The sequence below is a fragment of the Lutibacter flavus genome, assembly GCF_900188355.1.
GTDB classification, from domain to species: domain Bacteria; phylum Bacteroidota; class Bacteroidia; order Flavobacteriales; family Flavobacteriaceae; genus Lutibacter; species Lutibacter flavus.
In genome coordinates this window covers 182,999-208,444 of the sequence record NZ_FZNX01000001.1, presented here as the reverse complement: position 1 = coordinate 208,444, position 25,446 = coordinate 182,999, and the positions used below count along the sequence as shown (strand labels likewise).

The 25,446-nt window shown below is 30.2% G+C and carries 16 protein-coding genes; 9 read left to right on the top strand and 7 right to left on the bottom strand.

Annotated elements, in window-relative coordinates; translation table 11 throughout:
* Positions 1-6 precede the first annotated feature (6 nt).
* Genes CHB63_RS00860 through CHB63_RS00845 form a run of 4 tightly spaced genes read left to right on the top strand, consistent with a single transcriptional unit; the run spans position 7 to position 5,280 of the window.
* Positions 7-1,188: a glycoside hydrolase family 130 protein gene (locus tag CHB63_RS00860; protein WP_089376547.1), complete on the top strand. Its 1,182-nt coding sequence runs from the start codon at positions 7-9 to the stop codon at positions 1,186-1,188.
* Complete coding sequence (locus tag CHB63_RS00855; RefSeq protein WP_089376546.1) at positions 1,188-2,369, top strand: AGE family epimerase/isomerase; 1,182 nt, start codon at positions 1,188-1,190, stop codon at positions 2,367-2,369. Before CHB63_RS00860 ends, CHB63_RS00855 begins: the two co-directional genes overlap by 1 nt.
* A gap of 2 nt (positions 2,370-2,371) precedes the next feature.
* Positions 2,372-3,934, top strand: a complete 1,563-nt coding sequence (locus tag CHB63_RS00850) for a glycosyl hydrolase (RefSeq protein WP_141107232.1) — start codon at positions 2,372-2,374, stop codon at positions 3,932-3,934.
* Positions 3,935-3,942: 8 nt separating this feature from the next.
* Complete coding sequence (locus tag CHB63_RS00845) at positions 3,943-5,280, top strand: glycoside hydrolase 5 family protein (protein ID WP_089376545.1); 1,338 nt, start codon at positions 3,943-3,945, stop codon at positions 5,278-5,280.
* Between the two features lie 102 nt (positions 5,281-5,382).
* Here CHB63_RS00845 and CHB63_RS00840 read toward each other — a convergent pair whose 3' ends face one another.
* The 7 genes from CHB63_RS00840 to CHB63_RS00810 all read right to left on the bottom strand — a co-directional run bounded on the left by CHB63_RS00840 (position 5,383) and on the right by CHB63_RS00810 (position 14,702).
* On the bottom strand, positions 5,383-6,756 hold the full coding sequence (locus CHB63_RS00840) for a sialate O-acetylesterase (protein ID WP_089376544.1): 1,374 nt from the start codon (positions 6,754-6,756) through the stop codon (positions 5,383-5,385).
* Between the two features lie 5 nt (positions 6,757-6,761).
* On the bottom strand, positions 6,762-7,754 hold the full coding sequence (mgrA, locus tag CHB63_RS00835) for an L-glyceraldehyde 3-phosphate reductase (RefSeq protein WP_089376543.1): 993 nt from the start codon (positions 7,752-7,754) through the stop codon (positions 6,762-6,764).
* Positions 7,755-7,761: 7 nt separating this feature from the next.
* Positions 7,762-8,865 carry an SGNH/GDSL hydrolase family protein gene (locus tag CHB63_RS00830; RefSeq protein ID WP_141107231.1) on the bottom strand — a complete coding sequence of 368 codons (1,104 nt, stop codon included), beginning with the start codon at positions 8,863-8,865 and terminating at the stop codon, positions 7,762-7,764.
* Between the two features lie 324 nt (positions 8,866-9,189).
* Complete coding sequence (locus CHB63_RS00825; protein ID WP_089376541.1) at positions 9,190-10,062, bottom strand: AraC family transcriptional regulator; 873 nt, start codon at positions 10,060-10,062, stop codon at positions 9,190-9,192.
* A gap of 178 nt (positions 10,063-10,240) precedes the next feature.
* Positions 10,241-11,104, bottom strand: a complete 864-nt coding sequence (locus CHB63_RS00820; RefSeq protein ID WP_089376540.1) for an AraC family transcriptional regulator — start codon at positions 11,102-11,104, stop codon at positions 10,241-10,243.
* 14 nt (positions 11,105-11,118) lie between these two features.
* Positions 11,119-11,991 carry an AraC family transcriptional regulator gene (locus tag CHB63_RS00815; RefSeq protein WP_089376539.1) on the bottom strand — a complete coding sequence of 291 codons (873 nt, stop codon included), beginning with the start codon at positions 11,989-11,991 and terminating at the stop codon, positions 11,119-11,121.
* A 209-nt stretch (positions 11,992-12,200) separates the two neighbouring features.
* The gene (locus CHB63_RS00810; protein WP_089376538.1) at positions 12,201-14,702 is read right to left on the bottom strand and encodes a glycoside hydrolase family 9 protein; all 2,502 of its coding nucleotides are present in this window, start codon (positions 14,700-14,702) and stop codon (positions 12,201-12,203) included.
* A 450-nt stretch (positions 14,703-15,152) separates the two neighbouring features.
* Here CHB63_RS00810 and CHB63_RS00805 point away from each other — a divergent pair, with 450 nt between their 5' ends.
* The 5 genes from CHB63_RS00805 to CHB63_RS00785 all read left to right on the top strand — a co-directional run bounded on the left by CHB63_RS00805 (position 15,153) and on the right by CHB63_RS00785 (position 25,439).
* Positions 15,153-16,373, top strand: coding sequence for a glycoside hydrolase family 88 protein (locus CHB63_RS00805; protein ID WP_217898390.1), 1,221 nt, complete (start codon positions 15,153-15,155; stop codon positions 16,371-16,373).
* A 55-nt stretch (positions 16,374-16,428) separates the two neighbouring features.
* The gene (locus tag CHB63_RS00800) at positions 16,429-18,366 is read left to right on the top strand and encodes a sialate O-acetylesterase (protein WP_089376536.1); all 1,938 of its coding nucleotides are present in this window, start codon (positions 16,429-16,431) and stop codon (positions 18,364-18,366) included.
* Between the two features lie 6 nt (positions 18,367-18,372).
* Complete coding sequence (locus tag CHB63_RS00795) at positions 18,373-20,376, top strand: DUF2264 domain-containing protein (RefSeq protein ID WP_089376535.1); 2,004 nt, start codon at positions 18,373-18,375, stop codon at positions 20,374-20,376.
* 184 nt (positions 20,377-20,560) lie between these two features.
* Positions 20,561-23,026, top strand: a complete 2,466-nt coding sequence (gene galB, locus CHB63_RS00790; protein ID WP_089376534.1) for a beta-galactosidase GalB — start codon at positions 20,561-20,563, stop codon at positions 23,024-23,026.
* A 16-nt stretch (positions 23,027-23,042) separates the two neighbouring features.
* The gene (locus tag CHB63_RS00785; RefSeq protein ID WP_089376533.1) at positions 23,043-25,439 is read left to right on the top strand and encodes a glycoside hydrolase family 31 protein; all 2,397 of its coding nucleotides are present in this window, start codon (positions 23,043-23,045) and stop codon (positions 25,437-25,439) included.
* Positions 25,440-25,446 lie beyond the last annotated feature (7 nt).

The window sequence follows — 25,446 nt, the reverse complement described above, 5'->3', positions numbered from 1 at the left end:
CAAAAGATGGAACTTAACATGAGAATTAAAACTCTTGATAAAGAATTAAAGCGTCACGCTAAATTAATTAAGAAAAAAAATAAACCTATTTCAAAAACAAATGGGATTTATCAAAGATATAAAAACCCTGTATTAACAGCTGAACACGCCCCAATACATTGGAGATATGATTTAAATTCTCAAACTAACCCTTTTGGATTAGAAAGAATTGGGATTAATGCTGCTTTTAATTCAGGTGCAATTAAAATAGACGGTAAATTCTTATTATGTGCAAGAGTTGAAGGAAATGATAGAAAATCATTTTTTGCAATAGCTGAAAGCCCTAATGGTATTGATAATTTTAAGTTTTGGGATAAACCTTGTGTAATTCCCCAAATTAAAGGAAACCCAGATACAAACGTATATGATATGCGTTTAATAAAACACGAAGATGGTTGGATTTATGGAATCTTTTGTACTGAAAGAAAAGATCCAAATGCTCCAAGTGAAGATACAAGTTCAGCAATTGCTAATGCAGGAATTGTACGTACAAAAGATTTATTAACCTGGGAACGATTACCTGATTTGGTATCAAATACTGGTCAACAACGTAATGTTGTTTTACATCCGGAATTTATAAACGGACAATATGGTTTATATACAAGACCACAAGATGGATTTATAGACATCGGAAGTGGCGGTGGAATTGGTTTTGGTTATGTAAAAGACATAACAAACCCAATTGTGACAGATGAAAAAATATTCACAAATAAAGTATATCATACTGTTTATGAATTAAAAAACGGACAAGGTCCTGCACCTATAAAAACATCAAAAGGTTGGTTACATTTAGCTCATGGGGTTCGTAATACTGCAGCTGGTTTAAGATATACCTTATATATGTTTATGACTGCTTTAGATAATGTTACTAAAGTTATTCATCATCCTGCAGGTTATTTTATGGCACCAAATTATAAAGAAACATTAGGTGATGTTTCCAATGTTTTATTTACAAATGGTTGGATTGAAAATGAAGATGGTTCGATTTATATTTACTACGCATCATCAGATACTCGTATGCACGTTGCAGTTTCTTCAGTTGAAAAATTAGTTGATTATGTAACAAATAGTCCTGAAGATACATTTACATCAGCTGGTTCAGTTCAAACAATTTTAGATTTAATTGAAAAAAATAAAGGATTATATTAATGCATCCATTAGCAGAAAAAGTATCCATTGAATTAGGTAAAGAGCTTCAAAATATACTAACATATTGGAGTACAAATACTATTGATGAAATAAATGGAGGTTTTGTAGGAGAACGTGATCATAATAATAACCTTATACCTAATGCATCAAAAGGAATAATTTTAAATTCTCGTATTTTATGGTCTTTCTCAGCCGCTTCAAATCATTTAAAAACCGATGCCTATAATTCGATTTGTGAACGATCTTATAATTATTTAAAAACTCACTTTAACGATGAAGAATTTGGCGGTGTTTATTGGGAATTAGATTCCAATGGAAATCCTATAAATACTCGAAAACAAGTTTATGCACAAGCATTTATGATATATGCATTGTCTGAATACTATATATTTTCAAAAAATAAAGATACCCTCAATTGGGCTATAGAACTCTATAATTTAATTGAAAAAAATGCCAGAGACACTAAATATAAAGGATATATTGAAGCGTTTAATAAAGATTGGTCTCCAATTGAAGATATGAGATTAAGTGATAAAGATGAGAATGAGGCTAAAACAATGAATACTCATTTACATGTTTTAGAAGCTTATACAAATCTTTATAAAGTTTATAAAAATGAAAATTTAAAAAATGATCTTTCAGAACTTATAAATTTATTTTTAACCAAATTTTTAAACTCAAACAATAACTTAAATTTATTTTTTGATGAACAATGGAATTTAAAAAGTAGTGTTATTTCTTTCGGTCACGATATTGAAACAGCATGGTTATTAATAGAGGCTGCAAAGGTTATTGAAAATAAAGAATTACTATCTGAAACAGAGAGGGTTGCTGTGTTAATTGCTGATACTTTTATAAAACACGGTATAGATGTTGATGGAGGTGTTATGAATGAATTTGAGCCCGAAACAAATGTCTTAGACGGTGACAAACATTGGTGGCCACAAGCCGAAGCGCTGGTTGGACTTAGATATGTTTATAATATTACTGGTGATGAAAAATACCTTTTAATATCATCTAAAATTTTAAATTTTATTCAAACAAAAATTATTGACCATAAAAATGGTGAGTGGTTTTGGAGAGTTGATAAAAATGGAAAACTATATTCAAATGATTACAAAATTGGAATGTGGAAAGCGCCTTATCATAATTCCAGAGCCTGCATTGTATTAAACAATTAAAAATGAAAAAAAATCTAATATTATTACTATTTATTGTTTCAATATCTTTTCTGAATAGTTGTTCGAAAAGTTCAGATACTCCAGATCCTGAACCACAAGTTGAAACTGCAACTATAAAAATTACAACAAATTTTTCAGGATCAGAACCTACAACCAATGGAGAATTTAAAATTACGTTAAGTAAGTCTCTTAGCACGATTACAAATGTTTCATTTTCAATATCTGGAAGTGCAATAAATGGAACGGATTATGAAACTATTGAGAGCAATATTTCAATTCCCAGAGAAACAACAACCTACACTATTCCAGTTGTAATTATTGATGATAATGAAGAGGAAGGTGATGAAACAGTTATTATTACGCTATCAAGTACAAACAATAATAATGTAACTATAAGCGCTTCTAGTAAAGCTATTGTTACCATTGAAGACAAACCTTTGGTTGTAGAAGAATTCATTCTTTTACCTGAAGAAACGAGATCATATATGGTAAATCCAAATGCAACCGATGAAACAGTAGCCTTGTTTTACAATTTAAAAACAATGTCTAAATCTAGTTTTATTATTGGACAACAAGATGCTTTTAATTCTTTTTACAATGACAATACTGGAGATTCTGATATTAAAAAATTAACAGGAAGTGACCCAGGTTTATTAGGTTCGGATTTTATGTTTATTACTGATGATCAAAATAATGGAAATTCTTCAAACTGGTTTTATCAACAAGAGCAAATTATTACAGCAGATGCCATTGAAGCTTATGATAAAGGAATGGTAAACGCATTCTCATGGCATATAAGAGAACCTTACGAAGGCGAGCATTTTTATGCAGATGATATGACCGAATTCCAAAGAGAAAATGCTTTAAAAAGTATCTTACCCGGAGGAGCAAATCACGACTATTATAAAACTAAATTAGACAAAGTAGCTAAAGTAACTAAAGGAATGGTTGGGGCAGACAGTAAATTAGTTCCAATTATTTTTAGACCATTTCACGAGTTTGATGGAAGTTGGTTTTGGTGGGGTAATAATTATTGTACGGCTGCAGAATATATTCAACTATATCAATTTACGGTTGAATATTTACGAGATGAAAAACAAGTGGATAATATGTTATTTGCATTTTCTCCTGATAACCATTACGATTCCGAAGGAGTTTATTTAGAACGTTATCCTGGCGATGAATATGTAGATATTTTGGGTATGGATAATTACGGCGATTTTAGTAATCAAGGGCAAACTGGTGCAAATAGAGCTAATAGCAGACTTAAAATTATTTCTGATTTAGCTATTGATAAAGTTAAAATTGCAGCATTAACCGAAACCGGCTACCGAGTTACCAGTGGAACAAGTCCAATTGCCAATTTATTTTCAACTTATTATTATAGTACTTTAACAAATAACGATGTTGAAATTGGTTTTGTAATGTATTGGAATAATAACAATGATGGCTACTATACTCCTACTCCAGGAACATCAGATGCTGCTGATTTTATTGAATTTACAAATAAAGAAGGTGCTTTATTACAAAATGAATTACCTGACATGTACAACTTACCTAATTAACAAATACGATGAAAATTAACAACTCAATCCTTTTATTTTTAAGTATCTTTTTACTTATTTCTTGCAAAGAAAATACTAAAGTAACTGCTCAAAAAGGGAGCGAAAACTCAAAAGACAACATTGAACTTATATCTGTAAAAGGATCTCAATTTTTTAAAGGAGACAATCCTTATTATTTTGTCGGCACAAATTATTGGTATGGACCTCTAATTGCGGCAAAAAATATTGGCGATAGAGACCGATTAATAAAAGAACTAGATTTAATGAAAGAAGTAGGTATAGACAACCTACGTATTTTAGTTGGAGCTGAAGGAGCAGGAGAAGATTCTAGAGTTCATCCGGCTTTACAACCGAAACAAGGTGTTTATAATGAAGATTTATTGGATGGTTTAGATTTCTTAATGGCAGAAATGCGCAAAAGAAATATGTATGCTGTGTTATATTTAAATAATAACTGGATTTGGTCTGGTGGAATGTCTCAATATCTAGAATGGAATGGTTATGGAAAAGTTCCAAACCCATTTTTAGAAGAATATACATGGGATCAATATATGAATTACACAAAGCAATTTCATTCTTGTGAACCTTGTAAAGAAGCATTTTATGAGCATTTAAAATTTATTATAGGAAGAACAAATGCATATACAGGGAAAAAGTATAATGACGATAATACCATTATGTCTTGGCAAGTTGCAAATGAGCCAAGAGTATTAATGACTCCTGATCACGAAGAAGCATTTGGCGCTTGGTTAAATGAAACAGTTTCAATTATAGAATCATTAGATTCAACACATTTAATTTCAACTGGAACCGAAGGAAAACACGGATTTTTACAAGATATTAAAATGTATGAAAGATTACATGTTAATAAAGATATTGATTACTTAGCAATGCATATGTGGCCAAAAAACTGGGGATGGTATGATATTAATAACGAAAAAGAAACAACTCAATTATCTATAGAAAGAGCAAATGAATATATGAATGAACATATTGTTGTTGCAAAAAAACTGCAAAAACCTATTGTTATGTCAGAGTTTGGGTTTCCTCGTGAAAAAGAAAGTTTATCTCTCGATGCTTCAGTTGAAAATAGAGATACTTTTTATAAAGCTATTTTTGAAAGGATTAATGAAAGTAAAATTAACAATGGCGAATTAGCTGGATTAAATTTCTGGGGATTTGCAGGTTATGCTAAAACGAATGCAGAAAACGGGAAATGGCTACACGGCGATGATTTTACAGCAGATCCACCTCAAGAACCACAAGGTTTAAACTCTGTATTTGCTTCAGATGTATCAACACTTGAACTTATAAAAACTGCAAACGACAAATTAATTGAAAAATAACCAATTTAACTTTATATATTTTTGATTGAATAATTATTTTGGTGACAAAAAGGGGTTGATAAAATATCAACCCCCTTTTTTTTATAATTTAATACTTACCAATTATTCTGTTGTAAAACTTGATGCTGGTAAATTAACCTTATTAAATAAGTTTGAAACACTTGTATTTCCCCAAGAAAATCGGACATACTTTGGCGATTTAACTTCTTTTGAAAAAATAGTAATTTCATTTTTCTTTAATCTTACTTTTGCAGTATGGTATATTTTATCTTTCCCTGCAATTTCAAATAATGATGTCTTTTTATTTGTGAAATAGAGTCCTTCTGCATTGTCAAAATGAACAATTACATTTTTATTTTTAATAGATATTCCTTTGTACAAAGGTCCATTTACTTCTTTAAAATAGGTTTTATAGTGATCTGCTAATGCCAAATTGGCCAATCGAATTCCTACTGGTTTTTTATCTTTTGGATGAATATCATCTGTTGGTGAAACATCACTAATTACAACCATACCAACATTAGAAACTTTATCTAAAACTTTACGCTGAGCATCTCTAATTTCTACACCGCCAGAATGATCTTTACCATAATCAAATGGAGCAATTTGAACATAATAAAACGGAAAATCATTTTCCCCTTTAGCTCTCCAGGATTTAATTAATGCTTCCAGAGTTTTGTCATATTTAGATGCCCCAACATTTGCTTCACCCTGATACCAAAGTGTACCAGCAATGTTATAGCCAATTAATGGATTAATCATAGAATTAAATGCTCTCGCAGGTTCCGTTGGCCCCCATTCAACAGGTTGTAATTTACTTGCAGCTTCCTTTAAAACATTATCTTCTTCAATTACCTCTTCTGGCATCCAAATTTCTGCAGGAGTTCCTCCCCAAGCCGAAACCATTAAACCAAGAGGAACATCTTTTAAATCCTCTTGTAATCTTTGTGCAAAATAATAAGCAACAGCACTTGAATTTTTCATTGTTTCGGGAGAACAAACTTCCCAATTTCCATATAAATCATTTTGAGGTGAAGTTGCCGAGGATTTTGAAACTGTAAAAAAACGAATAGTTGGATGATTTGCTTTTTCAACTTCTTTATCTCCATTTTTTATTCCCCAAGCTGCAGACATTTCCATATTAGATTGCCCAGAGCATAACCAAACTTCACCAATTAAAACATCTTTTAAAATAATTTCATTATACCCATTAATTTTAATAATATAAGGTCCACCAGCGCTTGGAGTTTTAATTTTTATTTCCCAATATGCCTGATTGTTTGCTTTAATTTTATATGCTATTTCACTCCAAGACGCTTTTATAACAACCTCTTCATTTGGATTTGCCCATCCCCAAAATTTCACATCATCATTTTGTTGTAAAACCATATGATCTGAAAACAGTGCCGGTAAAGTTACATTTGCAAATGAAACTTGCACAAACAACAATAATATATATGATATTTTTTTTAACATTTTATTTATTTTAAAATAGCTTCAATTTCCTGTAATTCTTCAGCAGTAAAACTTAAATTCTTTAACGAACCTAAATTATCCAATAACTGTTTAGAGCTACTTGCCCCAACTAACACAGATGTTATTCTTTTGTCTTTCAAAAGCCAGGAGATTGCCATTTGAGCTAAAGTCTGACCTCTTTTTAAAGCCAATTTATTTAATTTTATTGCTTTATTAATTACAGTTTCCGTTACCTGATCTTCTTGTAAAAATCCAGTACTTTTAGCCGCTCTGGAATCTTTAGGAATTCCTTTTAAATATTTACTTGTTAGAATTCCCTGTTCAAGTGGAGAAAAAGCTATTGATCCAACTCCTTCATCTTCTATAACGTCTAACAATCCATTTTCTACCCAACGATCCATCATACTATATCTTGGCTGATGAATCAAACAAGGTGTTCCTAATTCTTTTAACATTTTAGACGCCTTTAAAGTATCTTCTGCACTATAGGATGAAATACCAACATACAGTGCTTTTCCCTGACGTACGATTAAATCCAAAGCTCCCATCGTCTCTTCTAAAGGTGTTTCAGGATCTGGCCTATGGTGATAAAAAATATCGACATAATCCAGTCCCATTCTTTTTAAACTTTGGTCTAAACTTGCAACTAAATACTTTTTTGAACCAAAATCTCCATAAGGACCTGGCCACATTCCCCAACCAGCTTTTGATGAGATAATTAATTCATCTCTATAATTTACAAAGCTTTCTTTTAAAATTTTACCGAAATTTTCTTCTGCTGAACCTGGAGGTGGTCCATAATTATTAGCTAAATCAAAATGCGTAATTCCATTGTCAAACGCAGTATGCAAAATTTGTTTACCATTTTGGTAGTTATCAACATCTCCGAAATTATGCCACAACCCTAATGAAATTGCAGGAAGCAACAATCCGCTTTTTCCACATCGTCTATATTCCATTGTATCATATCTCTCATTTTTCGCTGTATATTTTTCCATTCTGTGATTATTTATTATTTAAAAGGTTTTTGAAAAAAGGTGTTAATTTTTCAGCAATTTCTTTGTGTTCTTCAACATTAGGATGTGTTGTGCATCCACTATTATACGCTTTATCCAATTGGAATATTGTTACTTTTTTATCCGTATTTGTAGAAAAATAGTTTTGAACTTCATTTAAACAGGAAACTAATAAATCATTTGTTTCTCCAATAATCATTGGGCTATTTAGCAACACAATTTTTGTGTTTGGATAATGGGAATAAACAGTTTTTACAAATTCTATATAATTCAAAACAAACTTTTCCTTATTAAAAGGTAGCCGTGTTTTAATCCCATCTCCATTTGATAAATCATTTGTTCCCAAACATATATTAACAATAGCTGGTTTTATTGAAAAATCATACTTTTTTGTAGCATCAGTATTTAAATACAAATTATTATATACTTGAGGCATAATTGGTTCTTCTATATTTTCATCATTCCAATTTCTATAGATTCCAATACCAGAAACTGAACTCAACATAAAATTGACATTTAAAGCTCGCGCAATTCTTGGCCCAAATGCTAAATATGCATTATGCTGATCTAAATATTCTCCTGTACCACAAGGTACATCGTTCGGATCTGCTGCAGCTCCACATGTAACTGAATCCCCTATAAACTCAATAAAATATTCTTTATCGTTAATTATTGGACTTATTTTTGCCGCTTCTACACCGTGAAATATCACATTTCCACTACCCGCTTCCGTAGCTTTAAAGATTCCAATTTTATTTTGCGCAGTTTTAGGCAAGCTTAATGGAATACTTGTAATTGATTTTGCATCAATTTTAAATCTTTTTTGATATTCATCATTAATTGACACTACAATATAATTATGTGAGTTGTTACCAGATTGTAAGTGTAAATTAATAGAATCTCCTTCAACAATAAACTCAACTGAAGCAGCTGAACTTATAAGTGCAACAGAACTATCTTTTAACACATCAGTTCTACCCTGATAAGAAAAGGAAGAATTATTTGCTTTCTTATATAATAAAATACTATTTGATTTTTTAGTGCAACCAATTAAGGTTAATAACAATATTGGAACTATAAAACGTGCTTTCATTTTAATATTTTTGAATTTTTTAAAGTTAAATAATTCAGTTTTTTTATTTGCAACGAAATTAATCAAAACATAATATTATAAAAACAGTCATTTAAAATAAAAAAGCACTTTGTAAATATTTAAAAAAATTAATGCTTATTTTATTTTTATAATGCTAAATATTTGAAAGAGCAGGAATAATATGCTAGGAATAATTTCAAAAATTATTCCTAGCATATTATTAATTTTCCCAAAATCATAGATTGCTTTCAATTTAAACTTAATAAATAAGCAAATTAGAAATACCACACATTTTCAGATCAGAATTTAACTAATTCTTAAAAACTACAAATCTTTGCTTACACCTTCAAATTTCTCTCTAAAGGCTGTTGGCGTAGAATTTTTAAATCTCTTAAAAACTCGATTAAAATTGGCGATATTATTAAATCCACATTTAAAACTAATTTCACTTACATTTAAATCCGTTTCTACAAGCATATTTGCAGCGCGGTTCAATCGAGTATGATTTACATAGTCAATAAAAGTTTTGCAAAATCTCTTTTTAATAAATCTATTAAAAGTAACAGGACTCATTTCTACTAGTTCAGAAACTTCTGCTAAAGAAATTTTACGATGAAAATTTTCTTGAACAAAATCATAAACCATTTTTAATTTTTTACTATGCTTATATTCATTATTATATGAAATTGAAGTAGAAAGTAACCTTTGTTTTTTTGAATTAGCCAACTCCTGAAGGATACCTAACAATATAATAAAACTATCAATATTATCTATTTTAGATAATGATTGAATCCTTTTTTTTAAATTAAGTGCAGTCTTTTTAGAAAATAGAATTCCGTTTTTTGATTGCACCAACATATCTTTAATTGGTTCAAACATTTTCAAAGAAAGTAATTTCTCATCAAAAATGGTATTATTAAACTGAATGGTTGTTTCAATTATGTTTTTACTTTTACAATTATAAGTCTCCCATCCATGTAATAATTGAGGCCCTAACAACACAAGTTCAATATTATCTAATTCTTCTTCACTATTCCCTACCAATCTTTTTATACCTTTTCCGTTTACAATAAAATTTAGCTCATATTCTGGATGAAAGTGAATTGGAAAATCAAATTCTTGTTTTACACCATTAATTACCAAAAAACCATTTTCAGGTTCGAGTTGTGTAATTTCCCTATTTATTCCTTTCCTCATACTTTATAATATTAAAAATTTCAGACACAAAATAGTAACTTTTTAATGAAAAACATGAAAACTTATTATAAATTAAAAGGAAAAGGATATCATATTATTGGTGTAAAAAACAATAATTTCACCCAATTTGTTAAAAACGATTAAATTGGTTTAATAAGAATTAGCAAGGTATAAATATTTAATTGATTCTCTCAAATCTCATTCTATATTCATTTGGAGTACAATTTTTAAATTTTTTAAAAATTCTATTAAAATTTGCAATATTATTAAAACCACTGTTAAATCCTATTTCACCTATATTTAAATCTGTCTCTATCAACCATTTAGTTGCATAACTTAATCTGGTATGATTTAAATAATCCACAAAAGTTTTCCCCGTTCTTTTTTTAATAAATCTATTAAAAGAAACCGGAGTCATATTTACAATATCTGAAATTTCTGGCAATGATATTTTTCTATTATAATTTTCTTGAACATACTCATACACAAGTTTAATTCGTTTGCTATGTTCATATTCATTATTATTTGAAACTGAAGTAGAAAGCATTCTTTGATCTTTAGAATTTGCTAAACCTTGTAAAAGTGTTAATAGCTTAATAAAATCATTGACATCTTCAATTTTAGTAAATTCCTTTATTTGAGGCATTAATTCCAGTGATATTTGTTTTGAAAAAAGTATTCCATGTTTAGAACGCTCCAACATATCTTTAATTGGTTTAAACATTCTTAATGAAAGTAGTTCATCATCAAAAACTGAATTATTAAATTGAATAGTCATTTCATAAATACTATCACTTTTGCAATTGTGTGTTTCCCAACCATGAACAACATAAGGCCCAACTAAAACGAGCTCAATTTCTTCCAACTCTTCCATGCTGTTTCCAACAACTCTTCGAACTCCCTTACCATTTTGAATAAAATTAAGTTCATATTCCGGGTGAAAATGAATTGGAAAATCAAATTTTTGCTTCATTCTCTTAATAACCAAAAATCCATTTTCCGGCTCTAATTGAGTGATTTCTCTATTAATTATTCTACTCATTTTAAAATTTTAGGTTATAGAACTCTCTTAATTCCTTCAAACTTTTCTCTAAATTCTGTTGGTGTTGCGCTTTTACATTTTTTAAATACTCTATTAAAATTGGCTATATTATTAAATCCACATTTAAAGCTTATCTCACTAATACTTAAATCTGTTTCTATTAACCATCTGGTGGCATAACTAATTCGTGTATCGTTTGTATATTCCACAAAAGTTTTACCTGTTCTTTTTTTTATAAATCGATTAAAAGTAACCGGACTCATATTTACAATTTCAGATATTTCTGATAGTGAAATTTTATGGTTAAAATTTTCCTGTATATACTCATATACTTTTTTAATTTTATCACTATTCTCAAATTTTTTATTTTGAGAAGTATATGTTGACAACAAACGTTGATTTCTAGAATTTGCCAAATCTTGTAATATGGATATCAACTCCATTAAATAATCTATACTATCTATTTTAGATAATTTCTGTATTCTTTCTCTTAAATCATGTGAAGTTTTTTTTGAAAATAAAATCCCATAATTAGATCTTTCAAACATATCTTTAATAGGTTTAAAGATTCTTCTTGAAAGCATTTTATCATCAAATAAATCGTTATGAAATTGAATTGTAATTTCATTAATTTTTTTGCTTTTACAATTGTGCAATTCCCAGCAATGTTCAAGATTAGGGCCAATTAACACCAATTCAATTTCTGAAATTTCTTCCATACTATCCCCTACAACTCTTCTAACACCTTTTCCATTAAATATAAAATTCAATTCATATTCAGGATGAAAATGAATAGGAAAATCAAAATCATCTTTTATACGATCAAAAACCTGAAAACTATCTTCAGGTGCTATTGGTGTAATTTCTCTGTGGAAATTTTTATCCATATAAAATATAAGTTCTATTTATAATTATTGAGTTAAATTACTATCATTAAGGATAACAATAGTATTGCAAAATAGTAAAATTTTGACAAAAAAGTACTAATTAATTGTATTATTGAATTAAATTAGAGAATAACAAACAAACACTATAAAAAAGCTTTCTTATTGGATTGAATGATAGAAAAAATGTTAAAATCTTTTAATCATAATTTTCATTTTTTATTGAATAATTGATCTGCAGCTAGAATTAGAAAAATATAATCTGTTGTTCCTCCTCCTAAAACATATTCAGTTTGCTGCCATAAAAATGGCCATTCTAATAATTCAGGAAAATCAGGACGAATTAAAGCTGTTCCAGATCCTATTCCTCCAGGAATAAAAGAGTTTTCTCCTCTATTTATTCCATAAGCTTGGGTTAAAGATTTAGATCCAACACCTGATGCAAATGAAGAAATATTTACTCCTGGGTGCACACCTAAAACAAAATTCATAGCATTTAACATATAAGTATTTGGAAAAATATCTGGAAAACTAGTATGTAAAAAGTATTGTTGAACTCCAAAATTTTGAATTCCCCAACCAGCTCCCCAAATATTTGGTTCGTAAGGCATTCCATAAGGTGTTTTCTTTTCTAATTCTTTAACTTGAATTAAATATTCTTTAACTGACGTTCTTACTTTATTGGTGAAATTTTTATCGTTAACTAAATTCAAAACTGGCCCAACAACCCAACCTGTTCGTTCAATTTTACCTATAATTGCATCTGTATTATCAATTAAAAATTGAGCATATTTTTGGTTATTTGTAGTTTTTAATAATTCAACGGCTAAACTCGTTTTTATTAATTGATTCTCAGTTTTTGTTATCTCCCAAATTTCTTCAGCAATTTTAAGACAATCAGCGGCTAATTCAGCATTAAAATCTTTTAAAACTCGTGCAGCAGCAGCTAATCCAGCAGCAGCATTTAATTCTCTATATGGATTTTCCTCAGTAAACACCCAGCGATCATCTGGAGCGCCTTTTTCTCCTATTTCAATAGCTTTAACATCTAAATCTGTAGGATTATTAGTATTTGAATAAATTTCATTATCACTATGTGATACTGCATCTCCTAATAAAATATATTGTCTTTTATGTGGTACAATTATACCTCTATAAAAACGCCCCATAGATTTATAACCACCAACTATTGAAAGTGCGCCGTGCTCAATTTGTTGCAACATATCGGCTTTTCCATCTGGTTGCAACATTTCAACAGTTTTAGTTTTTTGGTCTATGTTCGTATTGTCATAATCTACTTTAAAAATTTCATAAATATGCGACAAACCTCGAACCGTAGAAGCTTGTGATTCAACTCTTAAATCATAATCTCCAGCATCATGCCAACCGCCAACATTTATTCCGGGAACATGTTCTCCAGATTGATATTTTGTTAGTGTTTCTGAACCTTGTTTGTACCCATCAAAATGATTGTGATTAGTTGGAGCCATTCTCGCATCATCAATATGGCAACGCCCATGCCAAACCTTATATCGATCATTTACACGCATATGACACATTTGAACTGGTAAAAAATACTCTAAAGTTGGTTGCCAAACATCTCTTTTAAAAACGTTGTCATTAATTTGAAATGGATTTGTTGTATAATCTCCATAATTTACAACATACATTCCAGGTTCTGTAATTTCCGAAAAATCAAACTGGTAATAATTATAGCGTAAAAAATCTCCCCATTCTTTTGGAGTTTCAGAAAGTATTTGAGTAAAACCACCTTTATTATTTACTCTTAATAATTTAACTTGCTTATTAATTATGTCATTTTTATCCGTTTCTATAACAGCTATTTTAGATTGTTGGGAATGATACCCTACTTGTGAAACTTGCACAACTGGACTATATGTAAAATTTTCTTCAACATTTGGAGTTATTAACCATTCAATGGCATTTTTAGTAACACCAGCTGGTACAATAGATCTTACAACAAACCATCCATTACTATGTTTTGCACGGCCATCTATTAATTCTAAATTACCTCCATTTAAATTCTTTATGCTTAATGTTTGCTTGCTGTCTTCTGGAACAACAACCAATTCTCTACCAATAGCCATTGGAGTAATTTGATATTCCTTATCAGCATCAATATAACCCGGACCATTTGCCTGACGGTTAAACAAACCAAAATTATCATCCATATAATATGATTTCCCAAATAAATACCCAGGAAAAAGTTCGATATTCATTCCTACTTTACCAACCCATTCTTCAGGTAACGGTGCATCTAAATCCACTATTATTTTAAATGATTTTCCAAATGGTTTTACTTTTAATGTATAGCCTAAATTTAATTTGGGATATATAATTGGATTAAAACCTGTTCTATCTTTTGACGGATCTGGATATTCCATATGAACACTAATTTCTTGAGTTTCCAAATCAACCTTGCGTTCACTAACTTTTGGAACTGGTTGCCACTGACCTGGAGTTGGTTCTAATCTTAAATCTCCATTTGTTGCAACTCTAATTCCGTTTTGAATAAGTCCTACACCTCCTTGATGACTTTCAGGATAAAAATCATGTGCCAACATTACATTTGCACCTCGCATTTCTAAATACTCCTGATTATTAATTTTAAAAACAGAACTCGAATCGGCTATAGTTTGAGCATTTACATTTAAAAAAAAGCATACAAATAGCGAAAAGAAATAGTATTTCATAATAGATTAATTTAGTTTCAATAAAATTAGGCTAATCTTAAAAGTTATGATTAGTATTATTTAATCAATATAGCATATGATATCTGCAGTTGACTATAAGTTTAGGTAAATATGCTATCTTTATACTGTTTAAAATTATGATTTATCTTAATCTGAATTTACTTTTTTTTGATTTTTTTTTCGATTTATTAGATGTTAAAAACTTTGTAAAGATTAAACCTTAAAAAATTGTATCAGTTTTTTTAAAAAAAAATAAAAATGGTTTTTCACATCTTAAAAATGCTAAAAAAAGTCTAATTAAACGCAATAAATGTTTAGTTAAACTAAGCTTGAATTTTTATATTTGTTATGATGAAATCATTTTTTTCTGTAGTATTTTTATTTCTTATAAATCAAATAAATACAAAAACATTTACAATCCACTACTTGAAACTATAGAATATGAACAAAATGATTATCAAAAAAACAATATCAGTTTTAATTGCTTCAATCTTTATTTTTTTTACTTCTTGTAAAAAAGAAACTAAAAAAGACAAAATTTCAATGGAAACTGTTGTAAACGAAGCCCTCGAATTTTCCGTACAACAAAGTTTAAAAATGGCTGAATCTCTAAAAGACAAGCCTAATTTTTTACCAAAAACAACAGATCGTTTTGGAAATTTAGAAACTTGTGAGTCAAAATGGTGGGTAAGTGGTTTTTTTCCAGGTACTTTATGGTATTTGTATGAATACTCCAACAATGAGGAGGTTAAAAAATGGGCTCATGAGTACACTTTACGTGTCAAGGATGAGCAGTATACAACAGATAACCACGATGTTGGATTTATGATTTATTGCAGTTTTGGAAATGCCTATAGATTAACCAAAGATGATACTTATAAAGAGGCCATTCTCAACGCATCAAAATCATTATCAACACGTTTTAACACTACAACAAAAGCAATTAAATCTTGGGATAGCGGAGGTCCTAACAATATTTGGCAATATCCAGTGATTATTGATAATATGATGAATTTAGAATTATTAATGTGGTCTTCAGAAAAATTTGATGATCCTAATTTTAAAAATATAGCCATAACACATGCTAATACAACTTTAAAAAATCATTTCAGAAAAGACAATAGTTCTTATCATGTTATAAGTTATGATACGATTTCTGGCCAAGCAGAATTTAAACATACAGCACAAGGGTTTAATAATGAATCGGCTTGGGCAAGAGGTCAGGCCTGGGGATTGTATGGTTATACGTTAATGTACCGTTTTACAAAAGACCCAACATATTTAAAACAGGCTGAAAATATTGCTTCATTTATGGTTAACCACCCTAATTTACCTGAAGATAAAATTCCGTTTTGGGATTTTAACGCTCCAAACATACCAGATACCTATAGAGATGCTTCGGCTGCAGCAATTATGTGCTCAGCTCTTTTAGAGTTAAGCGAATATACAAATAGCAATAATTCAGCAGCATATTTAAAAACCGTAGAAACTCAAATTCGTACATTAAGTTCGCCACAATATCGCAATGCTTTAGGGAATAACGCCAATTTTATTCTTAAGCACGGGGTTGGTCATTTACCAGCTAATAGCGAAGTAGATGTTCCATTAACTTATGCTGATTATTATTTTGTTGAAGCATTAATGAGATATAAAAAATTAAAAGAGTTTTAACTAGCTTTTAAAATCCAAATTAAAAAATAAAAATAGCATTAAAATATTTAGAAAAATGAAATTTAAAGCCACAAAACTCCTTCTAGTTTTAATAACACTATTAGTTAGTACAAGTATGTTTTCACAATTAAAAGTATCCAAACTTTTTAACAACCATATGGTTATTCAAAGAAACCATGATATAAATGTTTGGGGAGAACATAAAAAAGGTAAAAAGATAACTGTTAAATTCAACAATAAATCCTACAAAACCAAATCAAATTCAAAAGGAGCTTGGAAAGTTACCCTTCCTAAAATGAAAGAAGGAGGTCCTTTAGAAATGACGATTAAATCAGGTAAAGAAACCATTATAATTAATGATATTTTAATTGGTGATGTTTGGATTTGTTCTGGCCAATCTAACATGGAATGGATTGTTAAAAATTCAAACAACGCAATTGCAGAAATTGAAAACGCAAACGATTTAAATATAAGGCATTTCAAAGTACCATTATCTTCGGCAAATTCACCAGAAAAAGAATTAGCTGGTGGAGAATGGAATATTGGAAATCCTGAAAACGTAGGTGATTTTACTGCAGTTGGATATTTCTTTGCTAAAAATTTAAGAGCATCAAATAGCAATGTACCAATTGGCTTAATTAACACTTCATGGGGAGGTAGTAGAATTGAACCTTGGATGAGTGCCGAAGTTTTAGGTATTAAAAATGCTAAGGACTTTTTTGATAACGTTCAAAAGAAATCGGATACAGAATTTATGAAACAAGTTGATGTCTACAAAAAGGTGTTTCCAAATCTTACAGAAGAAGATCAAGGTTTTGTAAATAACGAACCTATTTGGGCTAAAGAAAATCTAGATGAAAGTGATTGGATTCAAATTAAAGTTCCCGCTATGTGGGAGTATGAAGGCTTTGAAGGATTAGATGGTTTTGCTTGGTACAGAACCACCATTAATTTAACTGAAGATGAGGCCGCAAATAAAATAACTCTTGGTCTTGGTAAAATTGACGATTCAGATTATGTATGGATTAATGGAAATAAAGTTGGTGAAACTATTCAGGAATACAGCTCTACTCGTGTTTATGAAGTTGATGCTAAAAACTTAAAACAAGGAATAAATACAATTGCAATAAGAGTTGACGATACTGGTGGCGGTGGTGGAATTTATGGTGATGCTACAGATTTATTTGTAAAAACTTCAAAAAGAACAAGTTCATTGGCAAAAAATTGGTCTTTTAAAGTTGGCTCTTACAGAAAGCCATATATGGGTGTAAATCAAATTTCTACATTACTATATAATAAAATGATTTATCCATTACTAAATTTTCCAATTAAAGGAGCAATTTGGTATCAAGGAGAATCGAATGCAAATAGCTTGGAAGAAGCTAAAAAATATAGTGAGTTATTTCCAACTATGATTAAACAATGGAGAAAAGACTGGAAAATTGGAGATTTCCCATTTTTATGGGTACAATTAGCTAATTATATGGAGCCTCAAGAACCTTCAGTTGAAAGTAATTGGGCGGTTTTAAGAGAATCTCAATCAAAAACATTACAATTATCAAATACTGGTGAGGCAGTAATTATTGAATTAGGTGAAGCTGGAGATATTCACCCAAAAAACAAACAAGATGTTGGTTATAGATTATCATTGGCAGCCAGAAAAACTGCTTATAACCAAAACATCGTTTATTCGGGACCAACGTTTAAAAGTCAGGAAATAAAAGACAATAAAATTGTAGTAAGTTTTAATAATATTGGATCTGGGCTTCAAACAAAGGATAAATATGGTTATGTAAAAGGATTCTCAATTGCAGGAGCCGATAAGAAATTTATTTGGGCAAAAGCTACTATTGAAAACAACAATGTAATCGTTTGGAATGAAACTATAGAAAAACCATTATATGTACGATACGCCTGGGCCGATAATCCAGATGATGCAAATTTATATAATAAAGAAAATTTACCAACAACTCCATTTAGAACTGACAATTAACAACTTATGTATAAATTTAGGATTTTAGTTTTATTATTTCTCATAAATACATTGGTTTTTTCTCAATCTGAAAAGAAGGTTTTTGAAGTTGAAAACCCAAATTATAAAATAAGTCCGCATACTGGAATGACAAAGCAGCATTGGAAAGATGCCGCATTGTATTTATTAGATGGTGCTTTTAGCTATATAAACACATTAGATGATGCTATGAAATTTCCAAAACAATCTGGAAAAACGTATCCAAATCTAGCATCAGAAATTCCTACAGAAAAACTGGAAGGACTTTGTAGAACATTATTTGTTGCTGCTCCACTTTTAAAAGAAAATCCTGCATTAGTAGTTAATAACATCAATGTTTCAGAATACTATCGGCATCAAATTGTAAAATTAATTGATCTAGAAAGTGATTCGTATATAATTCCAAGAGCAATAGATGGAAATATTAGTCAAAATTTAGTTGAATTTGGAGCATTGGCGGTTTCATTATTAGTAATTCCAAATGTACTTTGGGAGCCTTTAACAAAAGCTCAAAAAGATGCATTGGCAAATACAATGTTAAGTTATGCTGATGGTCCAACAGTACCTTCTAACTGGAAGTTCTTCAATATTTTTGTAATGAGCTTTTTTAAACAACAAGGATATGCCGTTAATGAACCTTTATTAGAAGAATATCTTCAAAGATCATTAGACCATTATAGAGGAAATGGTTGGTATAACGACAATCCAGCATACGATTATTATAGTATGTGGGCTTTTCAAATGTATGGAATGGTATGGTCCGAATTTTTTGGAAAAGAATATTACCCTAAATATGCTAGTAAGTTTCAAGAGAATTTTAAAAATGTAAAATCTAACTACCCTTTTATGTTTGGAAAAAATGGTAAAATGATAATGTGGGGACGCAGCATTAGTTACCGAATTGGAGCAATAGTTCCTTTTCCATTAATGGGATTTGAAGATGATAGTAATACAAATTTTGGTTGGATGAGGAGAATATCTTCAAGTGTAATAAAACAATTTTTACAACACCCCGATTTTTTAAAAGACAATATTCCAACCTTAGGATTTTACGGAGAATTTGAACCTGCCGTTCAAAATTATAGTTGTAGAGGAAGTGTTTTTTGGATGGGAAAAGCCTTTTTAGGGCTACTTGTACCAGATGAAAATCCGTTTTGGAAAGCTATTGAAAACAATGGTGTTTGGGAAACAGAATTTAAAAAAGATAATGTTTATAATAAATTTCAAGGTGTATCTGAAATATTAATAACTGATTACCCAAATATTGGAGCTTCAGAAATTAGAGCTTGGTGCCATGAAAAAGTGGAGGACGACTGGCAAAAATATAGATCTACCGAAAATTATAATAGATTGTCATATAATAGCTCTTTTCCTTGGCAAGCTGATGGTAAAAATGGTGAAGTAGCAATGAACTATGTTTTTAAAAATAAGCAACTGCAATGGGAAGCGTTGCGCCTTTTCACCTTCAAAAAATTTGAAAATGGCATTTATTATAGAGATGCCGTTTTAGAAACAAATGAAAATATAAAACTAAATCTTGCTGATGTTCCTTTGCCAAATGGTATTTTGAGAGTTGATAAAAATAGCAGTTCAGATGATGTTTTAATGCACTTAGGCCACTATGCTTTACCTAAGTTAAATGAGGAAATAAAAACTACCTCCAAAATAATTAAAGGACACCAAATAAAAATTATTAATAACGGTAAATATCAATTAGCAATGATTCCTGTTTTAGGTTGGGATACAACAGAAATAATTAATTCCGTTGGGTTGCATCCCGAAAGTAATGAAAGTACTGTTTTAAATGTCACTACTAATTATATTCCAAATAAAGACAAAACACAATACCATATAACGTTAATGCTTTGGAAAAATGCAGGTGAAAAATTTACTAAAAAGGAGTTATACCCTATTAAAGATTTAAAATTTACAACTAATAAAGTTATTGTTTTCTTTAAAGATGGTTCTAAAAAAGAAATCTTATTTAATTAATTAACTATTTACTAATACTAAAGGTTTATATTTAATTAAAAAAAATATTATAGCAAAAATAGTATCATACAATGCTATATTTATTTTAGGTAAAAACATTTTTATAATTTACTTTTGATAAATAAATGTGTGTTTTACATTTATTGTTATTTGATTACGTTAAATATGACTAAAAACTTATATAATGAAAGCTAAATTGCTTTGGTACTTTCTTATTTTAATCCTAACCTTTGGGTGTAATAAATCACAAGAAACAAGAACTGTTGAAAATTTTAATTCCAATTGGCTATTTAGTTTAGAAGCTAAAAAAGATAGTTCCTATTTAGAACAAACTGATGCGGTTTGGTGCCAATTAAATTTACCTCACGATTGGAGTATTGAAGGTGATTTTAATGAAAATCATCCTGCAACCTATAATGGTGGAGCTTTACCCGGTGGTATCGGTTGGTACAAAAAAACTTTTAAAGTCGAAGAAATTGATAAACTAAAAGAATTTTATATTGATTTTGATGGTGTTTATATGAATAGTGAGGTTTGGATTAACGATCACTATTTAGGAAAAAGACCAAATGGTTATATTGGATTTAGATATAATCTTACTCCTTATTTAAATTTTGGAGAAAAAGAAAATGAGATAAAAGTAAAAGTAGATAATTCTCAACAACCAAATTCACGTTGGTATTCCGGTTCTGGAATTTATAGAAATGTATGGTTGGTAAAAACTGATAAACTTCACATAAATAATTGGGGTACTTATGTTACAACTCCTATTGTAACTGTAGATAGTGCAACTGTTAATATTGAAACTTCAATAGTTAACAATTATAACGAAACGAAAAACATAGTATTAAAAACAACAGTACTTTTTAATAATGAAAAAATTACAGAAAACAGTAATCATTTAAATATCACAACTAAAAATGAACTCACTTTTTCTGAAGAATTAAAAATTAATAGTCCAAAATTATGGTCTGTTGAAAATCCACAATTATATACAGCACTTTCTGAAGTTTACATTGACAACCAATTAGTTGACACTTATAAAACTCCTTTCGGGATAAGAACATTCAAATTTGATTTGTATAAAGGCTTCCTTTTAAACAACAAATCAGTAAAAATAAAAGGGGTATGTAATCATCACGATTTAGGAGCATTGGGTACAGCAATTAACACTCGAGCATTAGAACGCCAATTAGAAATCTTAAAAGAAATGGGCGTTAACGGTATTAGAACCGCTCATAATCCACCCGCACCTGAACTTTTAGATTTATGTGATAAAATGGGATTTATTGTAATGGATGAGTCTTTCGATGTTTGGAACAATGCAAAAGCAAAATATGATTATGCTATCACCTGGAAAGAATGGCATAAAAAGGATTTAGAAGATTTTATAAAAAGAGATAGAAATCATCCTAGTGTATTTATTTGGAGTATAGGTAATGAAATTCAAGAACAATGGAATGAACAAGGTGTAGAAACTGCAAAAGAGTTAAAAGCAATTGTAAGAAATTTAGACACCACTAGGCTAATCACTGCTGGAATGAATCCTCCAGTAAACATGGACAATCAAGATGTTACTATTCAGTTCGACAAAGCCAACGTAAACTATAATGCATTAGCTGCTTCGGGTGTTTTAGATTTAATAGGATATAACTATGCCCATAAAACATTTGAGTATCATCCACAAAATTTCCCTAACACGCCTTTTATAGCTACTGAAACAACATCAGGATTACAAACTAGAGGGTATTACGATCAAAAATCAGATACATTGAAAAGATGGCCGGTTCGTTGGGATATCGCTTTTACAGGTGGAAATCCCGATAATACAGTTTCATCTTATGATCAAGTAAGTACTCCTTGGGGTTCAACCCACGAAGAAACTTGGAAAGTTATTAAAAAACACGATTATCTTTCTGGTATGTTTATTTGGACTGGTTTTGATTATTTAGGCGAACCTACTCCATATGTTTGGCCTTCACGAAGTTCTTATTTTGGCGTTATTGATTTGGCAGGTTTTCCAAAAGATGTTTATTACATGTATCAAAGTGAGTGGACAGATAAACCAGTTCTTCACGTATTTCCACATTGGAATTGGAAAGTTGGAAATGACGTAGATATTTGGGCTTATTATTCACAAGCAGATGAAGTTGAATTATTTTTAAATAATGAATCTTTAGGAATTAAGAAAAAAGAAGGAGATGAATTGCACGTAATGTGGAGAGTTCCATTTAAAAAAGGTGTGTTAAAAGCAATTTCTAGAAAAGACGGCAAAGTAGTACTTGTAAAAGAAATAAAAACAGCGGAAGAGGCATCTCAAATAAGTTTAAATGCAGATAGAAACACCATTAAACCCGATGGTGTAGATTTATCTTTTATCACAGTTTCAGTTTTAGATAAAAATGGTACAATGGTGCCAAATGCAATGAATAATATTGAATTCACAATTGACGGCCCAGGAAAAATTGTAGGTGTTGATAACGGAGATCCTACAAGTCATGCATCATTTAAAGCTTCAAATAGAAATGCCTTTTACGGTAAATGTTTGGTTATTGTACAATCTCTAAATTCAGACGGAATTATAAAACTTTCAGCTAATTCACAAGGGTTAGAAGAATCATCAATAAATATTAGTCTAAATAATAATTAAAAGTTCATCTCATAAAATGAAAAATAAATTAAATAAACAAATCCTGTTAACGCTTTTAACAATCGTTGGTTTTATAAGCGTTGCGTCTGCTCAACTTCAAAATACAAACGTTTTAAACGAACCACCAGATATTAGTAAGGATTTTGAAGATTTTAGAAATACTTATTATTTAGCTGATGAATTGGCATCATTCAATCCTGAAACTGGAGAAGGAACTATAAAATATTTACGTCACAATTTTGCTACAAGACAAGCTTTTGATAATATGCTGAGTAGACTTGTACCTGCTCCTGCAAATGAATTTCCTACAACTGAATATGCAGATTCTCCTGAATTACCATTTTCAATTGAATTTATTTCAGACAGAACCATTAGAATAAAAACTTCATCTGGTCCACAATTTAAAAAACAAGAAGCATCATTAATGCTAGTTAATGGTGTTGCAAAAGATGCTAGAAATTTATGGAAATACTCCAAAATCACCGAAGGTCATAAATATACAAGTAGCAAAGGTTCTGTTGTAATTACAGAAAAACCTTGGCACGTTTCTATTTACAATGCTCAAGGAAAACTATTAACTAGCACGTTACATTTAGATGATGTTAAAAGCACGTACACGCCTGTAACGCCATTTTCATTTGTTCGTAGAGCAGATGATTATTCAAGAAGTATGGACGCTGTTTTTTCTATGTCTCCTGAAGAAAAAATATTTGGTTGTGGTGAATCTTTTACGCAATTTAATAAACGTGGGCAAAAAGTTATTTTATGGACAGATGATGCAAATGGTGTGCAAAATGAAACTATGTACAAACCAATTCCTTTTTATATGAGCAGCCGTGGTTACGGTGTTTTTATGCATCACTCCACTCCTATTACTGTTGATTTTGGAAAATATTTTAATGGCGCTAATTCTATGATGATTGGTGATGATGAAGCCGATTTATTTGTATTTATTGGTGAACCAAAAGATATTTTAGATGAATACACCGATTTAACTGGAAAAGCTGAAATGCCACCACTTTGGTCGTTTGGTTTTTGGATGAGTAGAATCACTTATTTTTCTGAAACAGAAGGACGAGAAATCGCAAAAAATTTAAGAAAACATAAAATTCCAAGTGATGTAATTCATTTTGATACAGGTTGGTTTGAAACAGATTGGAGATGTAATTACGAATTCTCTAAAAACAGATTCAATGATCCTATTGATATGATTGCTGATATGAAAGAAGACGGATTTAACGTTTGTTTATGGCAATTACCTTATTTTACGCCAAGAAATACGTTGTTTAATGAAATTATTGAAAAAGGGTTAGCTGTAAAAGATAGAAAAGGAAATATCCCTTATGAAGATGCTACTTTAGATTTTACAAATCCTGAAACGGTAACTTGGTATCAAAATAAAATAGCATCTCTCTTAAAACAAGGTGTTGGAGTTATAAAAGTTGATTTTGGAGAAGCAGCTCCCGCAACAGGAATATTCAGCAATGGGAAAACTGGTTTTTATGAACACAATTTATATCCACTAAGGTATAACAAAGCGGTTTCTGAAATCACAAAAGAAGTTACAGGAAACTCTATTATTTGGGCGAGAAGCGCTTGGGCCGGAAGCCAAAGATATCCATTACATTGGGGTGGAGATGCTGCAACTACAAACACTGCAATGGCAGCAACTTTAAGAGGAGGTTTATCATTTGGTTTATCCGGATTTACTTTTTGGAGTCATGATGTAGGTGGTTTTGTTACAAAATCTCCTGAAGATTTATATAGAAGATGGACTCCATTTGGAATGTTGACTTCACACGTTCGTAGTCACGGTGAACCACCAACTGAACCTTGGGAGTACAGCAAAGAATTTTTAGTAGATTTTAGAAATGCGGATAATTTACGTTATCAATTAATGCCATACATTTATGGTCAGGCTAAACATTCATCAGAAAATGGATTGCCAATGTTAAGAGCCATGTTTGTTGAATTTCCAAACGATCCTGGATCTTGGTTAGTAGATGATCAATACTTATTTGGTTCGGATATTTTAGTTGCTCCTTTATTTGAAAATGGTGCTGAAAGAAATGTGTATTTACCAAAAGGAAAATGGATTGATTATCAGACCGACAAAGTTTATGAAGGTGGTTGGCATTCTATTAAAGCTGGTGATATTCCAATTATTATGCTAGTTAAAGATGGAACTATTTTACCACACATTAAATTGGCTCAATCTACTAAAGACATGGATTGGAGCTCTTTAGAATTAAAAGTATTTGCTGCTGATGCAACTACGGCTAGTTGTAAATTGTACATTCCAAATGATAGTAACTTATACAACTTAGAAGTTGTAAAAAAAGGAGACACATTTGAATTGGTTAAAAATCCTCTTGAAAGCAAAACTAAATTTAAAATTTCAACTATTAAATAATTTATAT